This is a genomic window from Costertonia aggregata (assembly GCF_013402795.1).
Lineage (GTDB): Bacteria > Bacteroidota > Bacteroidia > Flavobacteriales > Flavobacteriaceae > Costertonia > Costertonia aggregata.
Genome location: NZ_CP058595.1, coordinates 244,841 through 269,591 on the forward strand (window position 1 = coordinate 244,841; position 24,751 = coordinate 269,591).

Annotated in this window: 24 protein-coding genes; 15 read left to right on the plus strand and 9 right to left on the minus strand. The window is 38.9% G+C overall.

Annotation, left to right across the window (positions count from 1 at the left end; genetic code table 11):
* Window positions 1-2,493, minus strand: coding sequence for a C-type lectin domain-containing protein (locus HYG79_RS01165; protein ID WP_179240352.1), 2,493 nt, complete (start codon window positions 2,491-2,493; stop codon window positions 1-3).
* 285 nt (window positions 2,494-2,778) lie between these two features.
* On the opposite strand from HYG79_RS01165, the gene HYG79_RS01170 reads away from it, so the two are divergent.
* The 4 genes from HYG79_RS01170 to HYG79_RS01185 all read left to right on the plus strand — a co-directional run bounded on the left by HYG79_RS01170 (window position 2,779) and on the right by HYG79_RS01185 (window position 6,576).
* The gene (locus HYG79_RS01170) at window positions 2,779-4,086 is read left to right on the plus strand and encodes a DEAD/DEAH box helicase (RefSeq protein ID WP_179240353.1); all 1,308 of its coding nucleotides are present in this window, start codon (window positions 2,779-2,781) and stop codon (window positions 4,084-4,086) included.
* A 38-nt stretch (window positions 4,087-4,124) separates the two neighbouring features.
* Window positions 4,125-4,820 carry a Type 1 glutamine amidotransferase-like domain-containing protein gene (locus HYG79_RS01175; protein ID WP_179240354.1) on the plus strand — a complete coding sequence of 232 codons (696 nt, stop codon included), beginning with the start codon at window positions 4,125-4,127 and terminating at the stop codon, window positions 4,818-4,820.
* Window positions 4,821-5,092: 272 nt separating this feature from the next.
* Window positions 5,093-5,965, plus strand: a complete 873-nt coding sequence (locus HYG79_RS01180) for an endonuclease/exonuclease/phosphatase family protein (RefSeq protein WP_228027909.1) — start codon at window positions 5,093-5,095, stop codon at window positions 5,963-5,965.
* 8 nt (window positions 5,966-5,973) lie between these two features.
* On the plus strand, window positions 5,974-6,576 hold the full coding sequence (locus HYG79_RS01185; RefSeq protein ID WP_179240355.1) for an FMN-binding negative transcriptional regulator: 603 nt from the start codon (window positions 5,974-5,976) through the stop codon (window positions 6,574-6,576).
* Between the two features lie 9 nt (window positions 6,577-6,585).
* Here the strand turns inward: HYG79_RS01185 and HYG79_RS01190 are convergent, their stop codons facing one another.
* Window positions 6,586-7,701, minus strand: coding sequence for a glycosyl hydrolase (locus HYG79_RS01190; RefSeq protein ID WP_179240356.1), 1,116 nt, complete (start codon window positions 7,699-7,701; stop codon window positions 6,586-6,588).
* 155 nt (window positions 7,702-7,856) lie between these two features.
* Here HYG79_RS01190 and HYG79_RS01195 point away from each other — a divergent pair, with 155 nt between their 5' ends.
* Window positions 7,857-8,348: a CIA30 family protein gene (locus HYG79_RS01195; RefSeq protein WP_179240357.1), complete on the plus strand. Its 492-nt coding sequence runs from the start codon at window positions 7,857-7,859 to the stop codon at window positions 8,346-8,348.
* A gap of 49 nt (window positions 8,349-8,397) precedes the next feature.
* Here HYG79_RS01195 and HYG79_RS01200 read toward each other — a convergent pair whose 3' ends face one another.
* Entirely contained in the window at window positions 8,398-10,557 is a 2,160-nt protein-coding gene (locus HYG79_RS01200) for a TonB-dependent receptor (protein WP_179240358.1), read from the minus strand.
* Window positions 10,558-10,661: 104 nt separating this feature from the next.
* The gene (locus HYG79_RS01205; RefSeq protein ID WP_179240359.1) at window positions 10,662-11,870 is read right to left on the minus strand and encodes a DUF6683 family protein; all 1,209 of its coding nucleotides are present in this window, start codon (window positions 11,868-11,870) and stop codon (window positions 10,662-10,664) included.
* 165 nt (window positions 11,871-12,035) lie between these two features.
* On the opposite strand from HYG79_RS01205, the gene HYG79_RS01210 reads away from it, so the two are divergent.
* Together HYG79_RS01210 and HYG79_RS01215 are read left to right on the plus strand one after the other, a co-directional pair.
* Window positions 12,036-12,455 carry a DUF2141 domain-containing protein gene (locus tag HYG79_RS01210; RefSeq protein ID WP_179240360.1) on the plus strand — a complete coding sequence of 140 codons (420 nt, stop codon included), beginning with the start codon at window positions 12,036-12,038 and terminating at the stop codon, window positions 12,453-12,455.
* Window positions 12,456-12,748: 293 nt separating this feature from the next.
* Complete coding sequence (locus HYG79_RS01215) at window positions 12,749-13,687, plus strand: hydrogen peroxide-inducible genes activator (RefSeq protein WP_179240361.1); 939 nt, start codon at window positions 12,749-12,751, stop codon at window positions 13,685-13,687.
* Between the two features lie 137 nt (window positions 13,688-13,824).
* Here HYG79_RS01215 and HYG79_RS01220 read toward each other — a convergent pair whose 3' ends face one another.
* On the minus strand, window positions 13,825-14,022 hold the full coding sequence (locus HYG79_RS01220; protein WP_179240362.1) for a hypothetical protein: 198 nt from the start codon (window positions 14,020-14,022) through the stop codon (window positions 13,825-13,827).
* Window positions 14,023-14,198: 176 nt separating this feature from the next.
* On the opposite strand from HYG79_RS01220, the gene HYG79_RS01225 reads away from it, so the two are divergent.
* Window positions 14,199-15,425, plus strand: coding sequence for a D-alanyl-D-alanine carboxypeptidase (locus tag HYG79_RS01225; protein ID WP_228027910.1), 1,227 nt, complete (start codon window positions 14,199-14,201; stop codon window positions 15,423-15,425).
* A 1-nt stretch (window position 15,426) separates the two neighbouring features.
* Here the strand turns inward: HYG79_RS01225 and nudK are convergent, their stop codons facing one another.
* From nudK to HYG79_RS01245, 4 genes are all read right to left on the minus strand, one after another.
* A complete protein-coding gene (nudK, locus tag HYG79_RS01230; protein ID WP_179240364.1) occupies window positions 15,427-16,011 on the minus strand; it encodes a GDP-mannose pyrophosphatase NudK in 585 nt (194 codons plus the stop codon).
* 13 nt (window positions 16,012-16,024) lie between these two features.
* Window positions 16,025-16,678 (minus strand): DUF2461 domain-containing protein, encoded by a 654-nt coding sequence (locus tag HYG79_RS01235; protein ID WP_179240365.1) that lies wholly within the window; start codon window positions 16,676-16,678, stop codon window positions 16,025-16,027.
* 73 nt (window positions 16,679-16,751) lie between these two features.
* Window positions 16,752-17,549 carry a TIGR00266 family protein gene (locus HYG79_RS01240; RefSeq protein ID WP_179240366.1) on the minus strand — a complete coding sequence of 266 codons (798 nt, stop codon included), beginning with the start codon at window positions 17,547-17,549 and terminating at the stop codon, window positions 16,752-16,754.
* 168 nt (window positions 17,550-17,717) lie between these two features.
* Window positions 17,718-18,176 carry a DUF4442 domain-containing protein gene (locus HYG79_RS01245; RefSeq protein WP_179240367.1) on the minus strand — a complete coding sequence of 153 codons (459 nt, stop codon included), beginning with the start codon at window positions 18,174-18,176 and terminating at the stop codon, window positions 17,718-17,720.
* A gap of 188 nt (window positions 18,177-18,364) precedes the next feature.
* On the opposite strand from HYG79_RS01245, the gene HYG79_RS01250 reads away from it, so the two are divergent.
* The 7 genes from HYG79_RS01250 (at window position 18,365) to HYG79_RS01280 (ending at window position 24,734) form a co-directional block, all read left to right on the plus strand.
* Window positions 18,365-18,847, plus strand: a complete 483-nt coding sequence (locus tag HYG79_RS01250; protein ID WP_179240368.1) for a DUF4870 domain-containing protein — start codon at window positions 18,365-18,367, stop codon at window positions 18,845-18,847.
* 5 nt (window positions 18,848-18,852) lie between these two features.
* Window positions 18,853-19,362 carry a nuclear transport factor 2 family protein gene (locus HYG79_RS01255; protein ID WP_179240369.1) on the plus strand — a complete coding sequence of 170 codons (510 nt, stop codon included), beginning with the start codon at window positions 18,853-18,855 and terminating at the stop codon, window positions 19,360-19,362.
* 196 nt (window positions 19,363-19,558) lie between these two features.
* Window positions 19,559-19,888 (plus strand): PadR family transcriptional regulator, encoded by a 330-nt coding sequence (locus HYG79_RS01260; RefSeq protein WP_179243454.1) that lies wholly within the window; start codon window positions 19,559-19,561, stop codon window positions 19,886-19,888.
* 54 nt (window positions 19,889-19,942) lie between these two features.
* Window positions 19,943-21,742: a PspC domain-containing protein gene (locus HYG79_RS01265; RefSeq protein WP_179240370.1), complete on the plus strand. Its 1,800-nt coding sequence runs from the start codon at window positions 19,943-19,945 to the stop codon at window positions 21,740-21,742.
* Window positions 21,743-21,847: 105 nt separating this feature from the next.
* Window positions 21,848-22,570 carry a head GIN domain-containing protein gene (locus HYG79_RS01270; RefSeq protein WP_179240371.1) on the plus strand — a complete coding sequence of 241 codons (723 nt, stop codon included), beginning with the start codon at window positions 21,848-21,850 and terminating at the stop codon, window positions 22,568-22,570.
* A 104-nt stretch (window positions 22,571-22,674) separates the two neighbouring features.
* Window positions 22,675-23,688 carry a dipeptide epimerase gene (locus HYG79_RS01275; RefSeq protein ID WP_179240372.1) on the plus strand — a complete coding sequence of 338 codons (1,014 nt, stop codon included), beginning with the start codon at window positions 22,675-22,677 and terminating at the stop codon, window positions 23,686-23,688.
* A complete protein-coding gene (locus tag HYG79_RS01280) occupies window positions 23,685-24,734 on the plus strand; it encodes an aminotransferase class I/II-fold pyridoxal phosphate-dependent enzyme (protein ID WP_179240373.1) in 1,050 nt (349 codons plus the stop codon). The genes HYG79_RS01275 and HYG79_RS01280 overlap by 4 nt, the downstream gene beginning before the upstream one ends.
* Window positions 24,735-24,751: the final 17 nt, after the last annotated feature.

The following is a 24,751-nucleotide window of genomic DNA, read 5'->3' on the forward strand; positions in this document are numbered from 1 at the left end:
TTACTCTTTTTTTACTCTATAGGTAATCCTCCTATTGGTGATAACGCTACCTACTGCTACGGTCAACGAGGCATTATCAGAGGCAACGGCCGTACACGATGAAGATGAATTGGACACCAAGACACGATACATAAATCCGTTTTTGGAAATATCAACAGCAGTATCACTCAACGTAAGGGTACTGGTTTGTGCTCCGGAATAATCGGCACCATCTGTAATATCGGTAAATGTTGCGCCACTATTTGTGCTGACCTGCCATTGCCATATATCAACATTATCAGCCACAACTGAAAAACTTATGCTCGTGCCTGCTATGGTCGATACGTTTGAAGGTTGGGTGGTGACCAAAAAATCGGAAACGATAATGCTTTGGGTAACATCAGTACTGTTCCCGGCCAAGTCGCTGATACGATACGTTCTTGTTATGGTCTCAGGATTGGAACCTCCATCAGAAATGTCACCAATATGCATAACCGTTAACTGGCCCGAGCAGTTATCAGCTTCATCATCTACCACGGTGACGTCAGGTAAAGGTATATCATCAGAACAAAATACATTCATGTTTGGTGGGTTTGATGCTGTTGGATCGGTACTATCGTTTACGGTTATGGTTTTGGTAAAAGGTACACTTGTATTGCCACTGCTATCGATAGCCTGATAGGTAATTACCCTAACGTAATCATTCTGGGAATTAAAGGTTGTTATTACATCGCTAATTTGGGTCACTGTTACTGCTCCGCAATCGTCAGTAGCCACTGGCGGGGTAAATGTTACGGCACCACAAAGGATAGATATACCATCGGAACTTGGATTGAAACCAAAATTTACCCCTGACCATTGTATATTTCCCCCAGGTATTCCCCCAAAAGCAGGGATAGAGCTTGTTCCCGTTAAAATCAAATCAAAAGTACCGTCACCATTATCGATTTCCGAATAATCAAATGCTGATTGATTTGACAACTGTGTTGGATCTAATTGATAATCGGCATTAGTTATCTGTACTTCCCAAGAATCAACTACCGAACCTGTATTGTTTTGTAGTCCAAACCCCCAAGAATACTGCTGTTCGTTAAAATATGTTGTCCGCAGGTCGCTGCATGCGCTTAATCCGGGCACATCTGTGGCACACTCGTAAGTTTCATCCAAGGCTCCGGTAGCCGTTACCCAAGTAGGCCCTGTGTTATCGATTGTTATACTGGTGGTGGCCGTTAGGTTCAAAATCGGATCTCCTGTCATTCCCCCGTATTCCACTACGTACCCCTGTGATGCATAGGCACCACCCCCACCTGTATTGGGCAAATCGTTCCATGACCCCTGTATACCTACACTGTTGTCGGTAATATGGGCATAATCTTCTCCTCCGCAACAGTTGTTCGGTTCATTGTTATTCCAAAAATCATAGGTTATTGTAGTTCCACCAACACCTCCATTCCAAAACAGTGTTCCAGCTTCTGGTCCAGTGACCCATCGCCATTCGCCTTCTACGGCTACATCATTGGCACCTATCCAACCAACACCTTGGGCTTGAGAGCCCGAAAAATCGGCCTCTTGTTGCGATGTTAGGGTTACCAAATACCCTTGCAATCCAAAATAGGTTCTATTGCTTGCGGCTGCTTCAGCATCTGTCCAAGTGATACCGGGGTCTGACACAAACTCGTAATAGTGTTGTGTACTGGGCAGGAAATTCGCCTCGCCCACAGTAATGGAAAATTGGCGTGTTCCAGATGGGTTTGTAGAGCTCGAAGAAAATTCAGTTGCCAGTATAGCAGTCTCAAATTCGCTATATGCAGCTGGTCCCAGTAGCGTTATCTCTCCCTGAGTTGCATCCCATGATGCCGTGATATTAGGGTGGCTGCCCGTCAAGGTCAGTAAATCCTCTCCGTTTACATAACCATTGGAAATTTGGATATATACCGCAGTAGTTGTTGTATCGTCGGGATCGGTAATATTGATAGATTCTGCGACAGGTACCGAACCGCCAGGACAATAGGTTTGACTACCAGAACCGGCGACAACAGGTGGTTGGTTTGGAAGTTGCGCAGTGAAAAGTAGGTTATCAATATAAATACGTTCTTGATTTACGTCCCAATTCCCATCAGTAGCAATGAATCGTATGGCAGAATTTGCACTAATTTCGTTAGGGTTCAAATTGTACGAAAAACTCCCGGTACCGGACAGTACCCCAACGCTAACGAAGTTGCTACCATTGTACATTTGTACCGTAATGGTCTCATCACCGTTTGTTCTTTCATAATCCAAGGTAAGCGTTGCGGTCGCATAGGCAGATAAGTCCAAGTTTCTCGTAATGTACCTTCCGTCCATATTGGTAAAGCGAAGCCTACGATTGGTACCATTGTTATCAATGCGTATTCGGCCATTTGTCGCATTAGTATTTTCTCCAGTCTCTACCCACCCCCCCAAAAAATTTTCAGATCCATCATTGTTGGTGTAGCTACGCACGTTGAAATCATCGGCAAAAGTGTCTTGACCCATGCAAACATTACACAACATCAAAATAAAAAAAGTAAAAAGAGATAAGTGTATCCGCATTGATTAATTATAATTTAAAGTGGTTTTTGACCAAAATCTTTACCATAAAATTACCTTATATGTCGCCTAGCATAGAATAAATGTTGTGCAAACCCAAAAATACATGGTTAAAACACATCGTATTGTTGTTTACAAATACTGAAATCTATTTCTTACAAAAAAATAATGGATTCTAGCTTTTCAATTTAAGTGCAGCTTTAACCTTATCTTCGCCGCTTATAAATAATTATGACATTTAAAGATCTAGGTTTAGCCGAACCCATATTAAAAGCTTTGGAAACCGAAGGGTATACCCAACCTACCCCTATTCAAGGACAAGCGATACCCATATTGTTAAAAGGAAAAGACTTGTTGGGTGTTGCCCAAACAGGAACTGGAAAAACGGCAGCTTTTGGGATTCCCATCCTTCATCATTTGTATACATCACCAAATAATCAGAAAGGCAGAAAACGCATCAAGGCATTGGTAGTAACCCCCACACGTGAACTTGCCATTCAGATCGGGGAAAGTTTTACGGCCTACGGGAAACATACGGGACTAAAAAACACCGTGATTTTTGGTGGGGTAAAACAAGGAAAGCAAGTAGATATATTGCGTAATGGCATCGATATTTTAATCGCTACGCCCGGGCGACTTTTAGATTTGATGAACCAAGGTTTCATTTCTCTACGTGATGTTGAATACGCCGTGTTGGACGAAGCTGATCAAATGCTCGATATGGGTTTTATACACGACATCAAAAAAATCATCGCCAAATTACCGGCAAATCGGCAATCGCTGTTTTTCTCAGCAACGATGCCCAAGGCCATTGTAGAACTTTCCCGTTCCATTCTAGGGGATTTTGAACAGGTCACCATTAAGCCACAACAGGCCACAGCCGAAAAAGTAACGCAAGGTGTATATTTTGTAAGTAAAAAAAACAAACCCAAACTGTTGGTACATCTGCTTAAGGAAAAGCCCACCGACTCGGTTTTGGTATTCTCAAGAACCAAGCACGGCGCAAACAAAATAGTGAAAAAATTGGCCCAGGCCGATATTAGGTCTGCTGCCATTCACGGCAACAAATCCCAAACGGCCCGTCAAAAGGCCTTGGGTGATTTTAAGGATGGTAAATTAAAGGTGTTGGTAGCCACCGATATCGCTGCACGTGGTATTGACGTAGAAGAACTTTCCTTGGTCATCAATTTTGATTTGCCCAACGTGCCAGAAACTTATGTGCACCGTATAGGGCGCACGGGCAGGGCAAGTGCCAGCGGTATAGCGCTATCATTTTGCGATAAGGAAGAACGGCCCTATTTAAAGGATATTGAAAAATTGATAAGGCAAGAGGTGCCTAGAATGCCCGAGCATCAATTCATTGACGAAGATGATACGGACCAACAAAGAGAGCCCCAAAAGCAATCACAAAAACCCAGAAACCAAAATAGAAGTAAAAACCGTAATAGAAATCGCTCCGGAAATTCAAATTACCGCGGAAAAAAAAACAGTAACAGGAACAGCGGTAGCCGAAACAATTCCCAAAAGAGTAGTGAATAAAATCCTTTCTTTTACGTAACCATAACAAATTTTAGTCTATGGCGAAAAAACAACTATTCGTGTATGGTAGTGGCCGTCACACAAAACCTTTCTTAAACCATATGGCACGGATTACCGGTAAAAAAACACCCAATATTTGTTTTTTACCAACAGCCAGTGGAGATGATGATGCTTATATCGAAAAGTTTTATGGGGTATGTTCTCAAATAGATGTTGCCCCACATGTGCTCAAAGTTTGGGTAAATTCCTATGACCATAAACAAACATTTGCCGAGATTATCAACGCTATGGATGTTATCGTGGTAGGTGGCGGCAATACTTTAAATATGTTGGCCATATGGAAAGCCCAGGGCATTGACCTATTGTTGAAGAATGCTTATGGCAACGGTGTGGTGATGGGCGGTGGCAGTGCAGGTTCCCTATGCTGGTTCAATGGTGGTACAACCGATTCCCGACCTAAGGAATTAAGTATCGTAGAGGGGATGCGCTTTATCGATAAAAGCCATTGCCCACATTACAATTCAGAAAAATCAAGGCGGCCCTTATATCACAACAACATTTTGGAAGGAAGTTTAACTGACGGATATGCGTGTGACGATCGCTCCGCTATTCATTTTATCGATGGAAAAGTTGAAAAATCGGTATCGCTCGATGACGAAAACCATTCATATTACGTATACATTAGAGAAGGCAGTATCATAGAAGAAAAAATTGATGGTGAGATAATTTCCTGAGCAGTTTCACGCTAAATCGATAAAATCTGCATGTAAAACAATTATAATTAGTTTACGTAACATTTTATATGTGCCACAAACCTATTATAAATATTGAGGTAAGTATTCAGTTCGGGTGGATTTTTATGATTCAAAAGAATGAAAAATTATATCAAGAAGAAGAATTTCATCAAAATACACAACAGGTCATCAAGACAGTTTGTAAATGTTATATTCGATGTGAACATCCTTATAATTCCCGGTTTAAAATATAAACCAAAATCGCTAACTTGATGAAGAAATTAAATCAATTACAATCCTATATTTTGAAGAAAACCGCTACATTTTTGTTTCTGCTCGTGATGTTTTTTTTACATCCTATCGCAGCTCAAGAAATAGGTGTGATGTCCTACAATATCAAATACGATAACGTACAGGATACCGTAAATAATTGGGACGGCCGCAAAGAGGCCATGGTAAGTTTAATACGTCATTATGGCCCTAAATTTATTGGTATGCAGGAAGTGCTTCACAAACAATTGAAATATTTGGATGATAATCTTGCCTCTTATGAATATATTGGTGTTGGTAGGGACGATGGAAAATTGAAAGGGGAATTTTCACCCATTTTTTATGACACTTCACTGTTTGAGCTTATCAAAAGCGAAACGTTTTGGTTATCGGACACTCCTGACACGATTTCGGTAGGTTGGGACGCTTCAATGGAACGTATCTGCACGTATGGCCTTTTCAAAAGTATAGCGGATGATCAAAAACTATTTGTCTTTAACACGCACTTTGACCATGTTGGGGAAATTGCACGAGAAAAATCGGTTAGCCTAATCATCAAAAAAATAAATGAATTGAATAGTAAAAATCATCCCATAATTTTAATGGGCGACCTTAACTTGATGCCCGGAGAAAAACCAATACAAAAGCTACAAGAAACATTTACAGACGGTATGAAATTTGTTGGAAACGCTTTTTATGGCCCAATAGGCACGTTTAACGGTTTTGATGCAGATAGGGTTTTGGACCAACGTATTGATTATATATTTACGAAGAACCTACAGGTAAAATCTTATATACATATTGATGACCGTATGGAAAACAATAAATACATATCCGATCATCTACCAGTTCTTTTAAAATTTGATTATCAATAAATAACCCTATGTACGTTCCCGATCATTACAAAAACGAAGATTTAAGCCAAGTAAAAGACTTTTTAAGACACAACAGTTTTGGCATTTTAATAAATCAGGTAAACGGAAAACCTTGGGCTACCCATATTCCCTTGGAGCTTGACACCGATGAACACGGAAACGATATTTTGGTAAGCCATATCGCCAAAGCCAATCCACAATGGAAACATTTTAATGAAACCGATCAAGTGCTCTGTATTTTCAATGGGCCGCATAGCTACATATCATCCTCATGGTACAAAGCCGAAGAAGTACCAACTTGGAACTATATAGCGGTACATATTTATGGCAAACTCAAAATATTGGAAGAAGACGAAGTTTTAAAGTCGATGCACAAACTTGTGGCCAAATATGAACAGAATTCCAAAAACCCAATCTCATTGAGCGATATGTCATCCAAAACCATGAGACAGATAAAAGGTGTTGTGGGTTTTCAAATTTCTATCGACGATATTCAGGCTACGTATAAACTTTCACAAGGTCGAGAACAGGACCATGCCAAAATTATATCAGAATTGGAAGAAACCAATAATCCGGGAAGCAATGCCATTGCAAATGAAATGAAAAGTTGAACAAGGTCATCAAAAATCTTTTGGAACCGTTATCTCTTCTTTTGTAATTACAGCAGGGCTGTTCATCATTTCAATCGTATTATGATTGTCTTTCAGGGCAACCTTGGCCCCGTCCCAACTATGCCATTGTAAAAAATAAGCAGCTTTGCCTTTTAAGGCATGGGCCAAATGCATCGTATCCCAATTTCCATAACTGTTTTCAGATGGCCCACATTCGCTCATAACAATGGTCTTACCCAATGTTTTTAGTTTTTCATAATCGGGAAAATCGGGGTTTTGGCCATAATAATCCATACCGACTAAATCCACATAATCCGACCCGGGATAAAATTCGGTCACCCCGGCATTCCAGCTGGTCTTTGGAATTACCGAGTAGGTCCAAATAAGATTGTCCAAGCCATATTCATAGGTCAATGTGTTGTAAAGATCGATCCAAAGTGCCTTAAAATCCCCCGAATTGGTCTGTTGATTGTTGTATGCGTTGATGCCCCACCAAAAAAAGTCTCCGTTCATTTCATGAAAAGGTCGCCAAATTACCGTGACTCCCGCATCCCGAAGTTGCTGCAATGCTCCGGCCATATTATCCAGTTCCGTCCTGTAATTTATCCAGGCCTTATTGGTTTTGTTCGCCCCACGCAATAGGGTTTTTAAATGTATTTTTTCTTTGTTCTCTACAGTGTTGCAGTATACATCATACCCATCTAAAAAGGGATTGTCCGCATGCCAACTTACCGTGACCAATCCTCCCGATTTCCAATGTTCTATTAAAGTATCAACAGGGTAATCCGTACTAGGAAAAAAACCAAAATCCGCACCTATAATACCAACGGTCCTACCCGTTTCATCAGCCAAACGGTCAACATAATCTTCATAATACGATGCCGTTGCATCGGGGCCATCACCGCAATGTTGCCCTACGATAATCTGCTTATTGGTAATAAGAGCATCAAAATACGCGAGAATAGCTTGTTTGCTCCTATTGCCCAAGTTGGGTACGTCATCAACGATTTGTTCCGATTTTTCCATATTGTTTGAGACTTTGGTGTCAATATCCAAAATTGATGTGTTTTCCGTACTACAGGACAGTATGAGGAGAAGCTCTAGAGCTAGGAGTATCTTTTTCATATGAATATAATTAATGGTCTATCTAGGGAATACAATAACTATTCCGAAAAAATAAATCAATAGTCATACCTTTATACTCAATTATTTCACGCTTTTTTTGTTAAAGTGAAAATCATATGCATTTACCCATCAAAATCATTTTAATATTTCTACTTATGAACAACATCTCTTTATTTGACTTTTCCCGAGATTCTGATATCAGTAAGTGGGTAGTAGTAAATGATGGTGTTATGGGCGGTCTATCCCAAGGTAGTTTTAAATTGAACAAGAAAGGTCACGGTGAATTTAGTGGATACGTATCTTTAGAAAACAATGGCGGATTCTCATCGATACGGTATCCGATAAAAACACTTTCTACCGAACCATATTCCAGATTCGAAATCAAATTAAGGGGCGATAGGAAAAATTATCAGTTTAGGGCAAAATCCCAACGCTATCAGAGACATTCCTATATTTCAAAAATTGAGACCAATGGTGATTGGCAAACCATAACCGTAAAGTTCTCCGATATGTACCCTGCCTTTCGAGGCAACATTCTGGATATACCTAATTATGATGGCAGAGCCTTGGCGGAAATCGCATTTTTGATAGGAAATAAAAAAGCGGAAGATTTTAAATTGGAGATAGATTACATAAGGCTGCAATAAAAAAGCCGCTCCAAAAGAGCGACTTGATCACGATACTATTTTAATTTTATTACAGATTATCCAATTGATTGCTTTTTTTGTCGGCACTTATGGTCCAAAAGAACCCTACCACGAAGAATGCATCGGCAGTTGGTCGTATCGCACGGCGTTCAAAAACACCGTCCATATTTGGTGTATTGGCGTACTGATAGCCGTTCACATTTTTAAAGCCGGTAACATTGGTCACTGAAAAGAACAGTATTTTTTGCTGTGAAATCAAATAGGCCCAGTTCAAGTTAAGGCTATTGAACGGTCTTGTTTTCTCCGCCAAGAATTCGGGCGTGTTCGGATTGTCATACGGCCTGCCAGAGCCATAATTGTAAGAAACCCCGATTTGCGAACGCCAATCTTCTACCCAATACTTTGTTACCAAAGACAAACTATGTGCCGGAGCAAAATTCGGGGTAGCGCTTTCCCTAAAGTTTCGAAAATCACGCTTTGTATTCAAATAAGAATACGATGCCCAATAATCCAGGTTTTTTATACTCTTGTTGTCACGCCAAAAAATATCGATACCTGTGGCATAACCGTTCCCTAGGTTATTGAATTCAGAATTGAATTGTGGCATTTCGGTATCAAACTTCACGAGGTTATCATACTCTTTATGGTAGGCTTCCGCAATAAAGGTTTTTCCATCAGATAAGTAACGGTAATTCAAAATGTAATGTGAAGCCTTTTCAAAACTCAAGCTTTGGTCAAATTTTAAAGATTCAGTCAAAGGGTTCTGGTAAAAATCCCCATAGGCTAAGGAAAACTGTCCGTTTTTACTGCTTTTATAAGCCAAAGATACCCGTGGTGCTATGTTGGATTCCTCTAAAAAGCTAGAATATTCGCCACGTACACCTAGTTTCATGGCGAATTTGTTGCTGAAAAACACATCCGCTTCTGCAAAACCCGAACTTAAATTATCCTGAAAGCCGGAATCAAAGGTGAATCCATCGGGAGCGATAAAATTCTCTTGATAATCCGTTATAAAATGTTCTGCCCCCATATTCAATTGAAACCGGTTGTTGAAGTTCTTCTTTAGTTTAACCTTTAAATGGCCTGCGGTTTCATTGGCATCAATAGTATTGGCCTGAACACCGATATCATTTCTATCGGAAGAAATACTGGCGCCAGCGGTCATCGTCCATTCCTTGTCAAAAAAATGTTTGTAAGAACTGTTCGCATAAAGATTGCTGTTCTTTAATCTAAAATTTACGAAATCATCAAAATTGATATCCTCTTGATCTAAATCTAGATTGGCTTGATTAAAACCTGTATAGAATTTAAAGATGCTATTGTCCGTTTTGCTCCTAAAAACCGTCTCTCCGGAAATAGATTCGTAGGGTTTGTTCCAGCGTGCACCTTGTTCGTTGGGAATGAGCCATTGATACGGTGCAAAATTGATATACTGTGCGTTGACGCTGAGCGACTTGTTTCCCCAAATTTCTGTTCTGCCCAAACCTCCTCCTACCGATAAAACGGATATTTCGGTCTTTTCTTGATCTGGTTCGTCAATAGTGTTCAATAATAATACGCCTGAGAGTGCTTGCCCGTATTCAGCAGAATATCCTCCCGTGCTAAAGGTAATCCCTTTAAATAGGAAGGGTGACAAACGACCTCTAGTGGGAATATTGTTGGCAGTTGCGTTAAAGGGTTGAAAAACACGGAGACCGTCAACAAACTGTTGTGTCTCCCCTGCCTGGCCCCCTCTAACGAAAAGCCGACCGTCTTCACTCACATTTGAAGTACCGGGCAAAGTCTGCAAAGCTCCTATAAAATCGCCTGCAGCTCCTGCCGTGGTAACGATATCCAAAGGTTTTAAGACTGATACTTTTGAATTATCCCCTGCTTGAAAACTGCCTGCCGTTAGCGTTACCCCGTTTAATTGATTTATCGCCTCGCGTAAGGTAATTTTCATATTTTGCAAATAAGTGACATCGCCCGCCTGTAGATAAGTTTCAAATGACATCATGGAAACTATTAGGTTTTGCGTTCCGGTTTCCGATGTTTCAAAACTAAATTTCCCGTTATCATCAGTAGAGGCCCCGTCATATGTACCCTCTAAGTAGACATTTGCCCTTACAATGGGAATATTTGCCTTATCCACTACTTGACCGCTAATGATAGTCTGTGCATACGTAAAAGTTGTAAAGCATGCGATATAAAATATAAATAACTGTTTCATCATTACTTTTTTATTGATTGACGAAACAAAGATGTTATTTAAGTACAGCGCGCTATAATGAAGTATACCGAACTGTAATTTTTTAGTACCGAATTGTTGGAATATTATTTTTGTACCGGAACAAAATGGCTGCTGCCTATGATAAAATGCTCATTATCCTTTGGGTATAGGCCAAAGAAAAGAGATTCGGCCTTACCATTATTGTATTTCAAGGTAATGGTATAGGTGTTGATCTCATATCTTCCGGCAGAAGTACTTTTACTATAAATAGATTTCCAATTAGTACTACCGCCCTTTACGGTTACCCATGCAAATCGTCCTTTATCATCAAAAACAACCGTACTGACATTTATGACCGTAGCTCCCCCAAAGGGATCGCTCGTATTGAATTTACCGTTTAACGTAAAACCTTTAGACGCTTTCCTCAACGGAAAAAACTTTTTCCAATCATAGGTTTTTCCATTTTTACTTCTGGTGACGTATAGCGTATTTCCCTTCTTTGCCCACCGGTCCCATTTTTTTGGATTTTTCTTTTTTGATGCAGCTATATCAAATGATTCCAAAGGTTTAAATGGGTTGGTAAAAACATCTCCATTTTTATAAAGTATGTTTACCTCATTATTTATGTATACACCGTTTAACCCATATGAAGTTACCGTTCTCAAAATCACATCCTCGATTTTTGATAAAGCATCGGCCAATGGTGGGGATTGGGTATTTGGTGCTGATACCGTTGGCGATGCATCTTCAAACGCATCAACTTCTTCTTGTATTTGTATTGAATTGGAATCTACCAAGGGATTTTCCTGAAGCAATTGCTCGGCCAATTTTTGTATCTCGGGACTATTTTTCTTGGCCAACTCAAACATACTGGCCACCCAAAAGGCTTTTAAAATCAAAGCATCATATTTTCTTTGTTTAAAAATATCGGTACGTTTTGAATCGATATTGTCTCTAGAAAAATCTTTCTTGAACTGTTCATAGATTTGTTTGTATTGCGTTTCGGTATAATCCTCGCCCTGCACTACTTCTGAGCATACCACTCTAAAGAACGCCGCTGCGGTGGCTATTTCATAAGGTTCCCATCCGCGTTGCTTTGCCGCTTTTTCATATTTTACAAACGGTTCATTGGAATTGAAAACCAGGCCTAGCAGAAATTTTTGTTTTTGGGGTGTTTTTAACTTAAGCTCTTTCCATATTTCTTTTCTGATGGTATTTCTAATTGTATTATTGGGACTATAAGAGATTTGCGAATAAATGACTGTTGTATGAAAGAACAAAAAAGTCAGAAGAAAACCTAGCTGTATTTTCATAACGGTGTATTTACCATTAAAAGTAACAAAAACGGTTGAAATTACAATTCAGCGTACAAAATCAACAATTGGGTCGTACCAATTTTCAACATTGCGAGGACCGTTGCATTTTTGGGCCATCATTAACAATTGCTGTAACAAACACAGGATATAAATAAAAACAATATGAAGACTTTAGGACTTATTTTAGGATTAGTATTTACAGGAATGATCGCCACCGCACAAGATGCTGAAGGCATAACCGTTACATTGACCATTGAAAACGTACTTAATGAAAATGGTAACGTAATGGCATCTTTACATACTGCGGATACCTTTATGAAAGGTGCAGGAGTGACCGATTTGGAGAAAGCTGCCAAAAAAGGTGAAATGACCTTTACTTTTGAAAATGTAGTTCCTGGTACTTATGCGATTATGATCTTGCACGACGAGAACGAGAACAAAAGAATGGATTTTGAAGCAAACGGTATGCCGAAAGAAAATTACAGCATGAGCGGTAATGACATGACCATGGGACCTCCAACTTTTGAAGGTACAAAATTTGAAGTAACCGATGCGGACAAATCGATTTCCGTTAGGTTCTGAAAGCAGAACAATATATGGCATCACAGCCTATGAAATCCATTGGAATTTGTAGGCTTTTTCTATTTTATCAAATATCCGTATCATAAGATTATAGAATAACAGTTCATTTTTATATCGATTTTACTGATAGTTTTTATAATTTTAACCCAATGTGTATTTTAAAAGATTATGGTGTCGATATATAAGTTGAAGAGATTTAAATTGTACACCATTTCAATCGTAAAAATCCATTCGAATTAATGGGTTTTCATCAAAATGCATAACGGATAATTTTATACTATCAATACCTACGTATGACCATAACTCAATTACAATATGTTTTAGCCGTTGCCGAATATCAAAACTTTACCTTGGCTGCCGAAAAAAGTTTTGTCACACAGCCTACGTTAAGTATGCAAGTGCAAAAGCTAGAGGATGAACTGGATGTTCTCATTTTTGATCGCGGAAAAAAGCCCATTTCCATAACCGAGGTGGGAAAAAAAATAGTGGCACAAGCCAAAAATATCGTGAACGAGGCCAACCGTATCAAAGATATCGTTGACCAAGAGAAAGGGTACATAGGCGGAGAATTTACCCTTGGCATCATCCCGACCGTTATGCCTACTTTGTTGCCAATGTTCCTAAAGGCTTTTATTCAAAAATACCCGAAAGTTAATTTGATCATCAAGGAACAGAATACCGATAGTTTGATCAGAAATATACAAGATGGGCATTTAGATGCCGCTATAGCCGCTACACCATTGGAAATTGAATTTATTAAAGAGCGACCCTTGTACTATGAACCTTTTGTAGGGTATGTGCCCAAAAACCATAGACTTTCAAAGGCAGAAAAGCTGAATCCCTCAGATTTGGAAATCAGCGATATTTTATTGTTGAAAGATGGGCACTGTTTTAGGGATGGCGTCATTAATTTATGCAATATGCCCAAGGATATGAAAACCGAACATTTTCAATTGCAAAGCGGAAGCTTTGAAACCCTCGTAAATTTGGCGGACGAAGATTTGGGAATGACTTTGTTACCTTATCTAAATACGTTGGAACTTGATGATTCCAAAAAGAAAAACCTGAGACATTTCAATAACCCTTCCCCGGCACGCGAAGTAAGTTTGATTTACCATAAAAGTGAACTTAAAATACAGATAACCGAGGCGCTCAGAGACGTGATTTCCAGTATTGTTAGGGGAGCCATCGCCTTTCATGACGTAAAAATCATTAGCCCGCTCAATAAATAGCACAATGTCAAAATTAAGTGTCATTTCTCCTGATACTATGTGGTTGTTTGAGCTGAATTATAAGCAAAATGAAATATATGACAATTGGTAGTTTAAATAATATGGTATAAAAAAAAGCCACTGTACAGTGGCTTTTTTTATGTTTTTAAATAGATTAAGGTTTGTTCCAACTCCGGTTTATCAGTTATAAATTGCTTTAACCAAAGTTTTAATTCTTCAATTTCATAAGGTAATAACCTTGAAATGGCTTTTTGTAATTCTTTACTAAAAAGCTTTGCGTCAAAACTAACTTTTTGGAGAACGGTTTTTGTATACTCCAACATAGCTCTAGCCATAATTATCAAAAATGTTTAATAAATTGGTTAATATTTATTGCTTTCTACTCTATAAAGTTAAACAAAAAACTATATTCGTTATTGCTCCATATCTGTTAAAAATTCGGTAATTTCATGTTAAACCCAATTTTACGTTACAAATGGTCAAAACGTTTTATATTTTTTTGCTACTATCTATGATAATAAGTTGTACGAGCAGTAAAAAAACGATTCAAAAAAAAACGAAGACCGTACTCGCCCAAAGTCTTTTTGAAAATCAGTTTACTGGCTTTTTGGTTTTGAATCCATATACACAGGATACCATTTACCGTAAAAATCATCAAAAATATTTTATCCCTGCCAGCAATACCAAAATTTTTACCCTGTATACTGCATTGGAACTTTTGGGCGATACCATTCCCGGCCTAAAATATATAGTAAAAAACGATACCCTTTTTATTGAAGGAACCGGTGACCCTACCTTTTTACATACCTATTTTGACAATCGTAAAACGTTGGATTTTTTAAACGGATTTGAAAACGTTTCATTTTGTGCAACAAATTTTAATGAAAGTAAGTTTGGGCCGGGATGGGCTTGGGAGGATTATACCTATTATTACCAACCCGAAAGAGGTTCACTACCCATGTACGGTAATGTAGCAACTATTTTCAAAAACGAATCCCTAACGGTACGGCCGACTGTATTTAAAGAAAACGTTGTAGAATTACGCTATACCAAAGCGCGGGAAGAAAACAAAAATATATTCTATTATCCACCAACATCAAATGATACCATAGAGATTCCCTTTAAAACGGACACGATATTGACCAAAAAAATGCTCAAAAATGTTTTGGGTAAAAAAATAAACTTGATATCCTCTATGCCCAAAGGGAAAAAATCGACTTTTTACAGTACCCCTACAGATACCGTTTTAAGAAGAATGATGCATGAAAGTGATAATTTTCTTGCGGAACAGCTATTGGTTTTGTCATCTTCAACCCTTTCCGACACGTTGAGTATATCCAAAGTCCGGGATTTTATGTTGCAAAACGCCCTTTCTGATCTAAAACAAGTGCCCCGTTGGGTAGATGGTTCGGGTTTGTCCCGTTACAATCTATTTACGCCAGAGTCAATGGTTCAAGTACTCGGTAAACTTCTTGAAGAAACTCCTAGAGAAGAGCTTTTCAAGTATTTTAATACCTATAACCAACTGGTAAAAAGCGAACAAGCAAACAACTCACCATCCTATATACATGCAAAATCGGGTGGTATGGGCAATACCTACAATTTAAGCGGTTATCTTGTTACGAAGTCCGGAAAGACCTTGGTTTTTAGTTTTATGAACAATCACTACCGGCAACCAACTTTAGAAATAAAGAAGCATATGCAGTATATTTTTGAGTTGCTTAGAGATAGGTATTGATTTAGCTGAATACCTTCATCAAGGCCGCATATTGCAATAGCATAATGGTTTTGGCATCTATAATCTCGCCTGTTGAAACCATTTTCAATGCATCTTTAAAAGCATACTCCAAAACCTCTATGTTTTCGGTCTCGTCATCTGCACCGCCACCCTTACCTATTTTCATGTGCGGTTCATACCTGCCGATAAAAAAATGAAGGATTTCGGTAACCGAACCCGGTGACATGTAGGATTCAAAGACTTTTTTTACGTGATCGACTTTATAGCCTGTCTCCTCCTCTACTTCTTTTTTAATACAATCTTCGGGATTATCACCGTCTAGAAGTCCAGCGCAAACTTCGATCATCATTCCATCATCATTGCCGTTTACAAAAGTTGGCATTCTAAATTGCCGGGTCAGCACTACCGTTCGTTGTTCAACATTATACAAAAGAATGGCTGCACCGTTACCCCGATCGTAGGCCTCTCGTTGCTGGGTTTCCCAGCTGCCGTCATCTTTTTGATAGTCAAATGTGAATTTATTGAGCGTATACCAATTATTTGATAAAACTTCTTTTTTAATATTTTTTATATACTTGTTTTTCAACCTCTTAAAAATATTATACCGTTACGGCTTTGTTCAAATAGCGTCTAAAGGGGAGCATTTCTTTGTAAACTGCAATCAGTTTTTCATCAAAATTATTTTTACTCGTTTCTTCGGTGGAAAATTCGGTGGCAACGGCAAAGGTTTTGTTTCGCAATAAGCTTATATGTGGATGGTCGTTTGAAAAGCCTTTTGGTGCATTGGTCAATTTTACGTCTTCGTACAAGCCTCCAAAAGTTTTCTTAAAAGATTTTTTATTCAGGATTTTCTGCAATTTCTCTCCATCATAATCAATGGCATCGCGAATACTACGAAGTCTTTTAGGGTCTGGCCTCCAAAGTCCACCCGCCAACATAGAGCGTTCAATACCAATCTCTACATAAAAGTCACCCGTACCGGGACGTTTATCCAGTCCAGCTCCAAAATGGTCTTTATAAACAGGTTTGTTTGGATGAAACATCAAATTATTATTGATGCGATTGATACCTTTTTTCCCTGGCGTATCATAGTATTCGTCATCAATTTCGGCCAATTTAGCGTTCATTTCGTTCAACCAGGCTATAAAATCATCTCGGACTTCCTTGTACCACTTCCGATTGGCATCCATCCATTCTTTGTTGTTGTTCTTTTGAAGGTTTTTTAGGAAATTGATTTGATTTTGAAAATTCATCCAGCAGTTCAAGGTTTTGCGTTGAAGACTTAAAAATAACTTTTTGTTTTTGAATTTTAACCGAGTTCAACTGCTAAAATCCCCTATCTCCGCCAATAATATCACCCAAGCCACCCAAAATACTACCTTCACCCTTATCTTTACCACCTCTTGGGATAGCCGCCAAAACACGACCGGCCAATCTGCTAAACGGTAGGGACTGGATATAAACCGTACCTGGGCCCCTTAAGGTTGCAAAAAATAAACCTTCCCCACCAAAAACCGTGTTTTTTATACCTCCCACGAATTCAATATCGTAATCTACATCTTTGGTAAACCCCACAATACAACCCGTGTCTACTTTTAAGATCTCTCCAGGTGCCAAAACCTTTTTAGCCAAGGTACCGCCCGCATGTACAAATGCCATACCGTCACCCTCTAATTTTTGCATAATAAAGCCCTCACCGCCAAACAGGCCACGACCTAATTTTTTTGAGAATTCGATACCAACCGATACACCCTTGGCCGCACATAAAAAAGCATCTTTTTGGCAAATGAATTTTCCGGAAGTCTCCGATAAATCAATAGCTAAAATCTTACCGGGATAGGGTGATGCAAAACTGACTTGTTTTTTTCCTTGACCTATATTTAAAAAAGCGGTCATAAAAAGACTCTCTCCGGTCAGCATGCGCTTACCGGCCGAAAATATTTTACCCAGAACACTGCTGTCTTGGTTGGAACCATCTCCAAAGATGGTATCCATTTTAATATCACTGTCCATCATCATAAAGCTGCCCGCCTCGGCCACTACAGCTTCTTGTGGGTCAAGCTCTATTTCTACATATTGCATTTCTTCCCCAAAAATTTGATAATCTACTTCGTGTGCGTTCATTTTTTATAATTTTCCTTGTTAGTAGATGGTTCTTAGAATTTGTTACACGGTAGATTTTGATATGATGTGTAGGAGTTTATTGTAGCTTTTCTACGTCATTAATTTATAAACCAAAATATGAAAGACGAAAATTGACGTACCAATTACTCAAAACCAATTATTATTAACCTACTTTTTCTTTACCCGTACCGTCCACTCAAAATTGAAAGTAGATACCACTACCCCATCAACATTCACACCAACGGATTTCATCCAAAACGTCTGCCCTTCGCCTGTGGCAATCGTTTTATCTATGGCATCACCTATCAAATGCCCATCTTCACACGTAAAGGTTATTTTGCCCGTTGCTTTTTTGGTAAAGCTTGCATTATTATTGGCCACCAACATAGAGATATGTTTACCACTGTTTCTGATTTGGTCAATAACCATAGCTCCAGTACTGAGTTCCGCGGCCATGCCTTGCACGGCCCAAAACATGGATTTAAAAGGGTTTTGATTGATCCATCTATGTTTTACGGTAACGATTGCCCTGGTTTTGTCCAAATGTTTTAATCGCACACCACACCACCATGCCGAAGGCAGTTTAAAAAAAGTAAATGTATTGAACTTGCCCGTAGTAGTTGCCATAAGAGAGTTTATTTTCTATAAAAGTATTGAAAATAAATGAAGGTTTAATTGTTAATTATTTGTTAATTTTGAGTACTATGTGTTGCATAGTACCTTATTTTAGATATATATTTGCATAAGAAGTTATTAGGTTATCTATATAATTTGTTTTAACACAATAACGAACAATCAAAATCAACGAACGAGCCATGACAGAATCATTAACAAAGCACGAAAGAAATTTATCGGCCATAATCCACGCCTCAACTTTCTCCAAGTTCTTTATCCCCTTTGGGAATTTTATCATTCCGTTAGTTTTATGGAGCGCCAACAAAAAACAATATGAATTTGTTGACCATAACGGAAAGCAAGCTTTAAATTTTCAGATAAGCCTACTACTCTACTCTATAGTACTGGGTATTATCAGTATTCCCTTTTTCATCGGATTTTTTCCGAATATTTTTGATTTGGACCACTTTGGCTTTAATCGCATCAACAACTTCAACAACCTTAACATCAATTTTGACAGCGATGACTTTAGGTTCGGCACTTGGTTATTGCCATTGGGTATCAGTGGGCTTTTACAAGGGGTCCTATTCGTTATCAATATGGTGTATACCATTTTGGCGACCATACGTACCAACGAGGGGCAAACTTTTAAATATCCCATAACCATCAATTTTATAAAGTAATGGGTATGTTCAAAAACATATTGGTAATCATTGTAATCATTTTTTCAACGAATGCCTTATCTGCACAAGTTGCCGAGGATTCGGAGCTCTATCGAACCTTAAAACAGTACGATAGTATTTTGTTCAATGCGGCATTCAATACTTGTAATACCGATGTTCTGGAAAAAATTTTTACCGAAGACTTTGAGTTTTATCATGACAAGGGCGGTATGACCATAGGAAGGGAAAGTTTTTTAAAGCCTATGAAAGAAAACTGCGCAAAAATGGATGCGCAACAACCACAACCTGCCAAGCGTATTTTATTAGAGGGTAGTCTAAGAGTATATCCTTTGTATAATAAAGGAGCATTATATGGTGCCATTCAACATGGGGTGCATAGGTTTGAGTTTTTGGACGCCAATAAAGAATATCAAAAAGGAGATATCGCCAAATTTACCCATGTGTGGATAAAAGAGAACAATACATGGAAGGTAAAGCGAGAGTTAAGTTACGATCACCAATACAAACCAAAATAATCTAAGGTACTCATCACACCTTTGGGAGTTTAATTATCAATCAATCTATCCTAAACAAGTTTTAGGTAATCATTAATCAAGGTAAAAATGTTTATTCATTAATCAAAAAACGAAAAGTCAAACCATGCGGACGATAGCAGAAAGGAAGGAGCAATCCCGTCAAAAGCCGGGGCTGCATAAAAAACAAAAGGAAATTATGAATGTAGAAAATACAAAAGCACAAATGCGCAAAGGGGTTTTGGAGTACTGCATATTGTCTATCCTAAACGGTAAGGACAAATATGCCTCTGAAATTCTAGAAACCCTAAAAGATGCGAAAATGCTGGTCGTGGAAGGTACTATTTATCCTCTACTCACAAGGTTGAAAAACGCCGGGCTCTTAAATTATAGATGGGAAGAATCAACATCGGGACCACCAAGAAAATATTACACATTAACGGAAACCGGAAAATTATTTTTAAAGGAACTGGATTCTACCTGGGACGAACTTAGAAATGCGACCAATATAGTCACAAAAAACAGTTAACAATCAACTAAAAACATAAGGCCTTAACATCTACAGGTCATAAAAAATATACAAATGAACAAGACAGTAAATATAAATCTCGCCAATATACTCTTTCATATTGATGAAGATGCGTTCAACAAAATGCGAAGGTATCTGGAGTCGGTAAAACGTTCTTTCGCCAACACACCGGGCAGCGACGAAATATTGGCCGATATCGAAGCCCGTATAGCCGAACTTTTTACAGAAAAGCTGGAAAACGAAAGGCAGGTCATAACCCATAAAGAGGTAGACGAGGTGATTACCATAATGGGACAACCGGAAGATTATATGGTAGATGAGGATATTTTTGAGGATGAACCCAAAAGTAGAACCACAGCCAATCAAACACCGGGCACCAAAAAACTATATCGTGATACCGAACAAAAGTACGTGGCCGGTGTTTCATCGGGGTTGGGACACTATTTGGGTATTGACCCCATATGGGTACGACTTTTATGGATTATATTGACCATAGGGTCCGGTGGTGGCTTTATTTTACTTTATGGGCTGTTATGGATCTTGATTCCCGAAGCGGCGACTACTTCCCAAAAGTTGGACATGCGCGGGGAAGATATCAACATCAGTAATATCGAGCGAAAGGTAAAAGAGGGTTTTGACGAGGTTGCAGACAAAGTAAAAAGTGTGGATTACCAGAAGGTAGGCAACCAAGTGAAAAGTTCTGGTAAAACATTTTTTGACACCCTAGGGGATATTATCATGTTTCTCTTTAAAATATTCGGTAAGTTCATAGGTATCTTGTTGATTATTATCGGGGCCTCGGCCATAATAGGCCTATTTGTGGCACTATTGACCGTGGGTATTGCCGGTGCAGTGCATATACCGGGAATAGATTTTTATAATATTATGGATGCCAGTAACATACCCGCTTGGATCGTATCGCTATTGGGTTTCTTCGCCGTAGGTATTCCTTTTTTCTTCCTGTTGTATTTGGGTTTGAAAATCCTAGTGACCAACTTAAAATCTATCGGTAATATTGCCAAGTTTTCCTTATTGGGGCTATGGTTGATCTCGGTAATCATGCTCATTGTGTTTGGCGTAAGACAGGCTGCGGCACACGCCTACGATGGTAGTTTCACCGAAAAACATGAACTGTTTATCCCAAATGGGGATGTTCCCGTAAACATAACCATGGTCACGACAGATAGTGAAGGTAGGGGCAATATGCACATAGGGGACATGATTTTGACCTATGACGAAAAGGGGGAAGAAGTCTTATTGTCCAAAGATATACGGGTGCGATTAAAAAAGTCAAAAGATTCGATTTTTAGGTTAGAGATCAGAAAAGATGCCGATGGCCCTTCCTTTGAAGAAGCTAGGACAACGGCTAAAAACATCAACTATACCTACAGTGTTGACGGCAATACCATTTATTTGGATGAATATCTGAGTACCGGTAAGGAAAATGGTTTTCATGACCAAGAAGCTTACGTATCGCTATACATACCCGCTGGAACCTTATTGAATTATAACAACGGTAATCTACGCTGCTGGAAAGTACAAAGTGATAACGACCGTGGAGCGGACGGTTGTGAAATACAGGAATTCACATGGATGATGGGACTGGACGGGGAACTAAAATGCCAAGAATGCCCTGAAAAAGTATTGGAATACGATGAAAATGATGGGGATAACCGTATACGCATCAATCAAAATGGTATAGATATCAACATCAACGATAACGGGGAAAAGGGGAAAATCATAATCGATGAAAACGGAATCGATATTGATGTTAAGGACAATGGCGAGTCCTTTAAAATGAAGTTGAATGAAGATGGTGTTAAAATAAAAGCTAAGGAAAACGACACTATTTAAAACAGTTCATCACAAACAATCAACAGTTCGCTCCAAAAGAATAGTATCAAAGCAATAAAAACAACAATTTTACATCAACGAAAAACAATCTAAAACAACAAAATCATGACAACACTAGCAAGAATTGCAATCGGACTTATCATCGCGGTATTTTTATCGTCCTGCGCATTTGACATCAACTTTGGCAACGGTAAAAAAGGAAACGGGGTCGTAGTAAACGAGACCCGGGAAATTACCGATGAATTTACCATTATCACAGCTTCGGAAGGTCTACAGGTCTACGTAACACAGGCCAAAGATTTTAACATTGAAGTAGAGGCCGATGAAAACATCATAGACCTCATCGGAACCGATATAAGGGACGGTAGATTAAAAGTACATGCTATTGAAAACATAGGGAACGCCACCAAAAAAGTATACGTTTCCTTACCTGATATAACTGCCATCAAAGCATCAAGCGGAGCTCAGTTGACCTCAGAAAATACGATCAAATCAAACAACCTGGAAGTTGACGGCAGCAGTGGGGCCATTTTAAACGCCGAATTTATCGCCAGTGAAGTTGATATAGAAGCTAGTAGCGGAGCCAACCTTAGTGTATCGGGAACCGCGGATAAGGCTGAAGTTGACGTAAGCAGCGGTGGCAACATAAATGCAAAGGAATTAGAGGTAAAAACCTGTAGGGCCGATGCCAGTAGTGGTGGCAACATAAAAATACACGTGTCCAAATCCTTAACAGCCGACGCCAGTAGCGGTGGTAGCATCTCCTATTTGGGCGAACCCAATGTAGAGACCAAGAAATCGGTTTCAGGGAGTGTGCATAAATACTAACATATCCAAACAACCAAATACCGATTAAACCCATCTAAATTTAGGTGGGTTTTTAGTTTATTACCCGTTTTGGTTTCTTTATATTAGTATAAATCATTTTATACATGCAGATACGCCTTAAAAAATACGTTCTCCCGCTCAAACACACCTTTAGCATATCGCGGGAGTCCCATGATTTTCAAGACACCCTTATCGTTAGCCTTATATTCAACGGTAAAACAGGATATGGGGAAGCAACCGCTAACCCATACTATAAGATTACCGTAGAAAGTATGATGGCCGAAATAAAAGTTATCGAAGACGAAATAAATGATTTTGACTTCAAAACACCCGAAAAATTCCATCATTTTTTAGTGGAAAAGGAACTGACCCATTTCGCTATTTGCGCTTTGGATTTAGCGGCACATGATCTGTATGGAAAGCTACTTGATAAACCATTGTACGAGATATGGGGTACAAATACCAAAAATTACCCGATAACGAACTATACCATTGGGATTGCATCTATCGAAAAAATGGTGCGAAAAATGAAAGAAACCCCGTGGCCCATTTATAAAATAAAATTAGGCACTGAGGATGATGTAGCTATTGTAAGGGAGCTAAGAAAACATACCGATGCCATTTTTAGGATAGATGCCAATTGTGCTTGGACCGCTCAAGAAACCGTACATAATGCACCTTTACTAAAGGCTTTGGGGGTTGAGTTCTTGGAGCAACCATTGAAGGCAGATGATTGGGAAGGTATGAAAAAAGTAATGCAAGACAGTGTACTCCCGGTAATAGCTGACGAAAGTTGTATAGTAGAGACCGATGTTGAAAAATGTGCATTGTATTACAATGGCATCAATATAAAATTGACCAAATGTGGCGGACTTACGCCCGCCTTGAGAATGATAAGAAAAGGAAAGGAATTGGGGCTAAAAGTGATGGTGGGCTGTATGACCGAATCTACCGTAGGCATATCTGCCATAGCGCAATTAGTGCCCCAACTGGATTTTGTGGATATGGACGGTGCCATGTTGTTAAAAGAAGATATTGCAACGGGTGTTACCATAAAAGATGATGGTACACTAAGATTTCCCACTTTGGGCGGTAGTGGCGTAAACCTTATTGCATGAAGCATTACGTAGAATGTTTTCCTGGCAGAGAAATTGTTCTCAACAATACCAAATACCTTTACTTTGGGGGTACTGCTTATTTAGGATTACAGACCAATGTAGCCTTCCAGAATATATTTATCGAAAACCTAAAACGGTACGGTACAAATTACGGGGCTTCCCGAAAATCCAATGTACAATTGCCCATTTTTAAAAAAGCGGAAGAGCATTTGGCTAAAATTGTTGGCGCTGAAGCTTGTTTGACCATGTCTTCTGGTTACTTGGCAGGTCAGTTTATTTCTCAATATTTAAGTACATCAAACTATCGTTTTTTTTATGCGCCCAACACACATTCTGCCCTTTTCCAAACCAAATTAGAGCCCTATGCAACATTTGGTCAGTTAGCCGATGAAGTATGCGAACATTTAGAATCCAAGGAGGCATCGGTTCCGGTAGTCTTTTTGGATTCCATAGATTTTTCGGGAAACAACTATCCTAATTTTAAAGGCTTACAACTCTTACCCTTGAACAAGGTTATTTTAGTCGTTGACGATTCACATGGTATCGGTATTGTAGGGGATAATGGTGGCGGTGTTTACAAAACGATTAAAAAATTGAGTCCTAAAGAATTGATCGTGTCCAGTTCATTGGGCAAAGGTTTTGGCATACAGGCCGGTGGTATTTTTGGTACGGCACATAGAATTTCAGTATTGATGGATACCCCTTTTTTTGGTGGCGCCAGTCCCGCATCCCCCTCTGGTTTGGCCACTTTTTTTCAAAGTGAGAAACTTTATCAAAAAAATAGAAAAACATTGAAGGGTAATATAAAGTTTTTTACGGATACAGTATCGGATATCAATCAATTTACGCATATGAAGAACCATCCTGCTTTTAGTTTTTCCGATATGACCCTGACCGAAAAACTTGAAGAAAACGGCATAATCGTTACCAATTTCAAATACCCAAATGAGGATTCTACGGTAATGAGCAGAATCGTGATATCGGCTGCACATAAAAAAGAGGATATTCAATATCTATGCAGACATTTGAATACCCTCTTAAAGTAGTCTTCATATAAGATTAC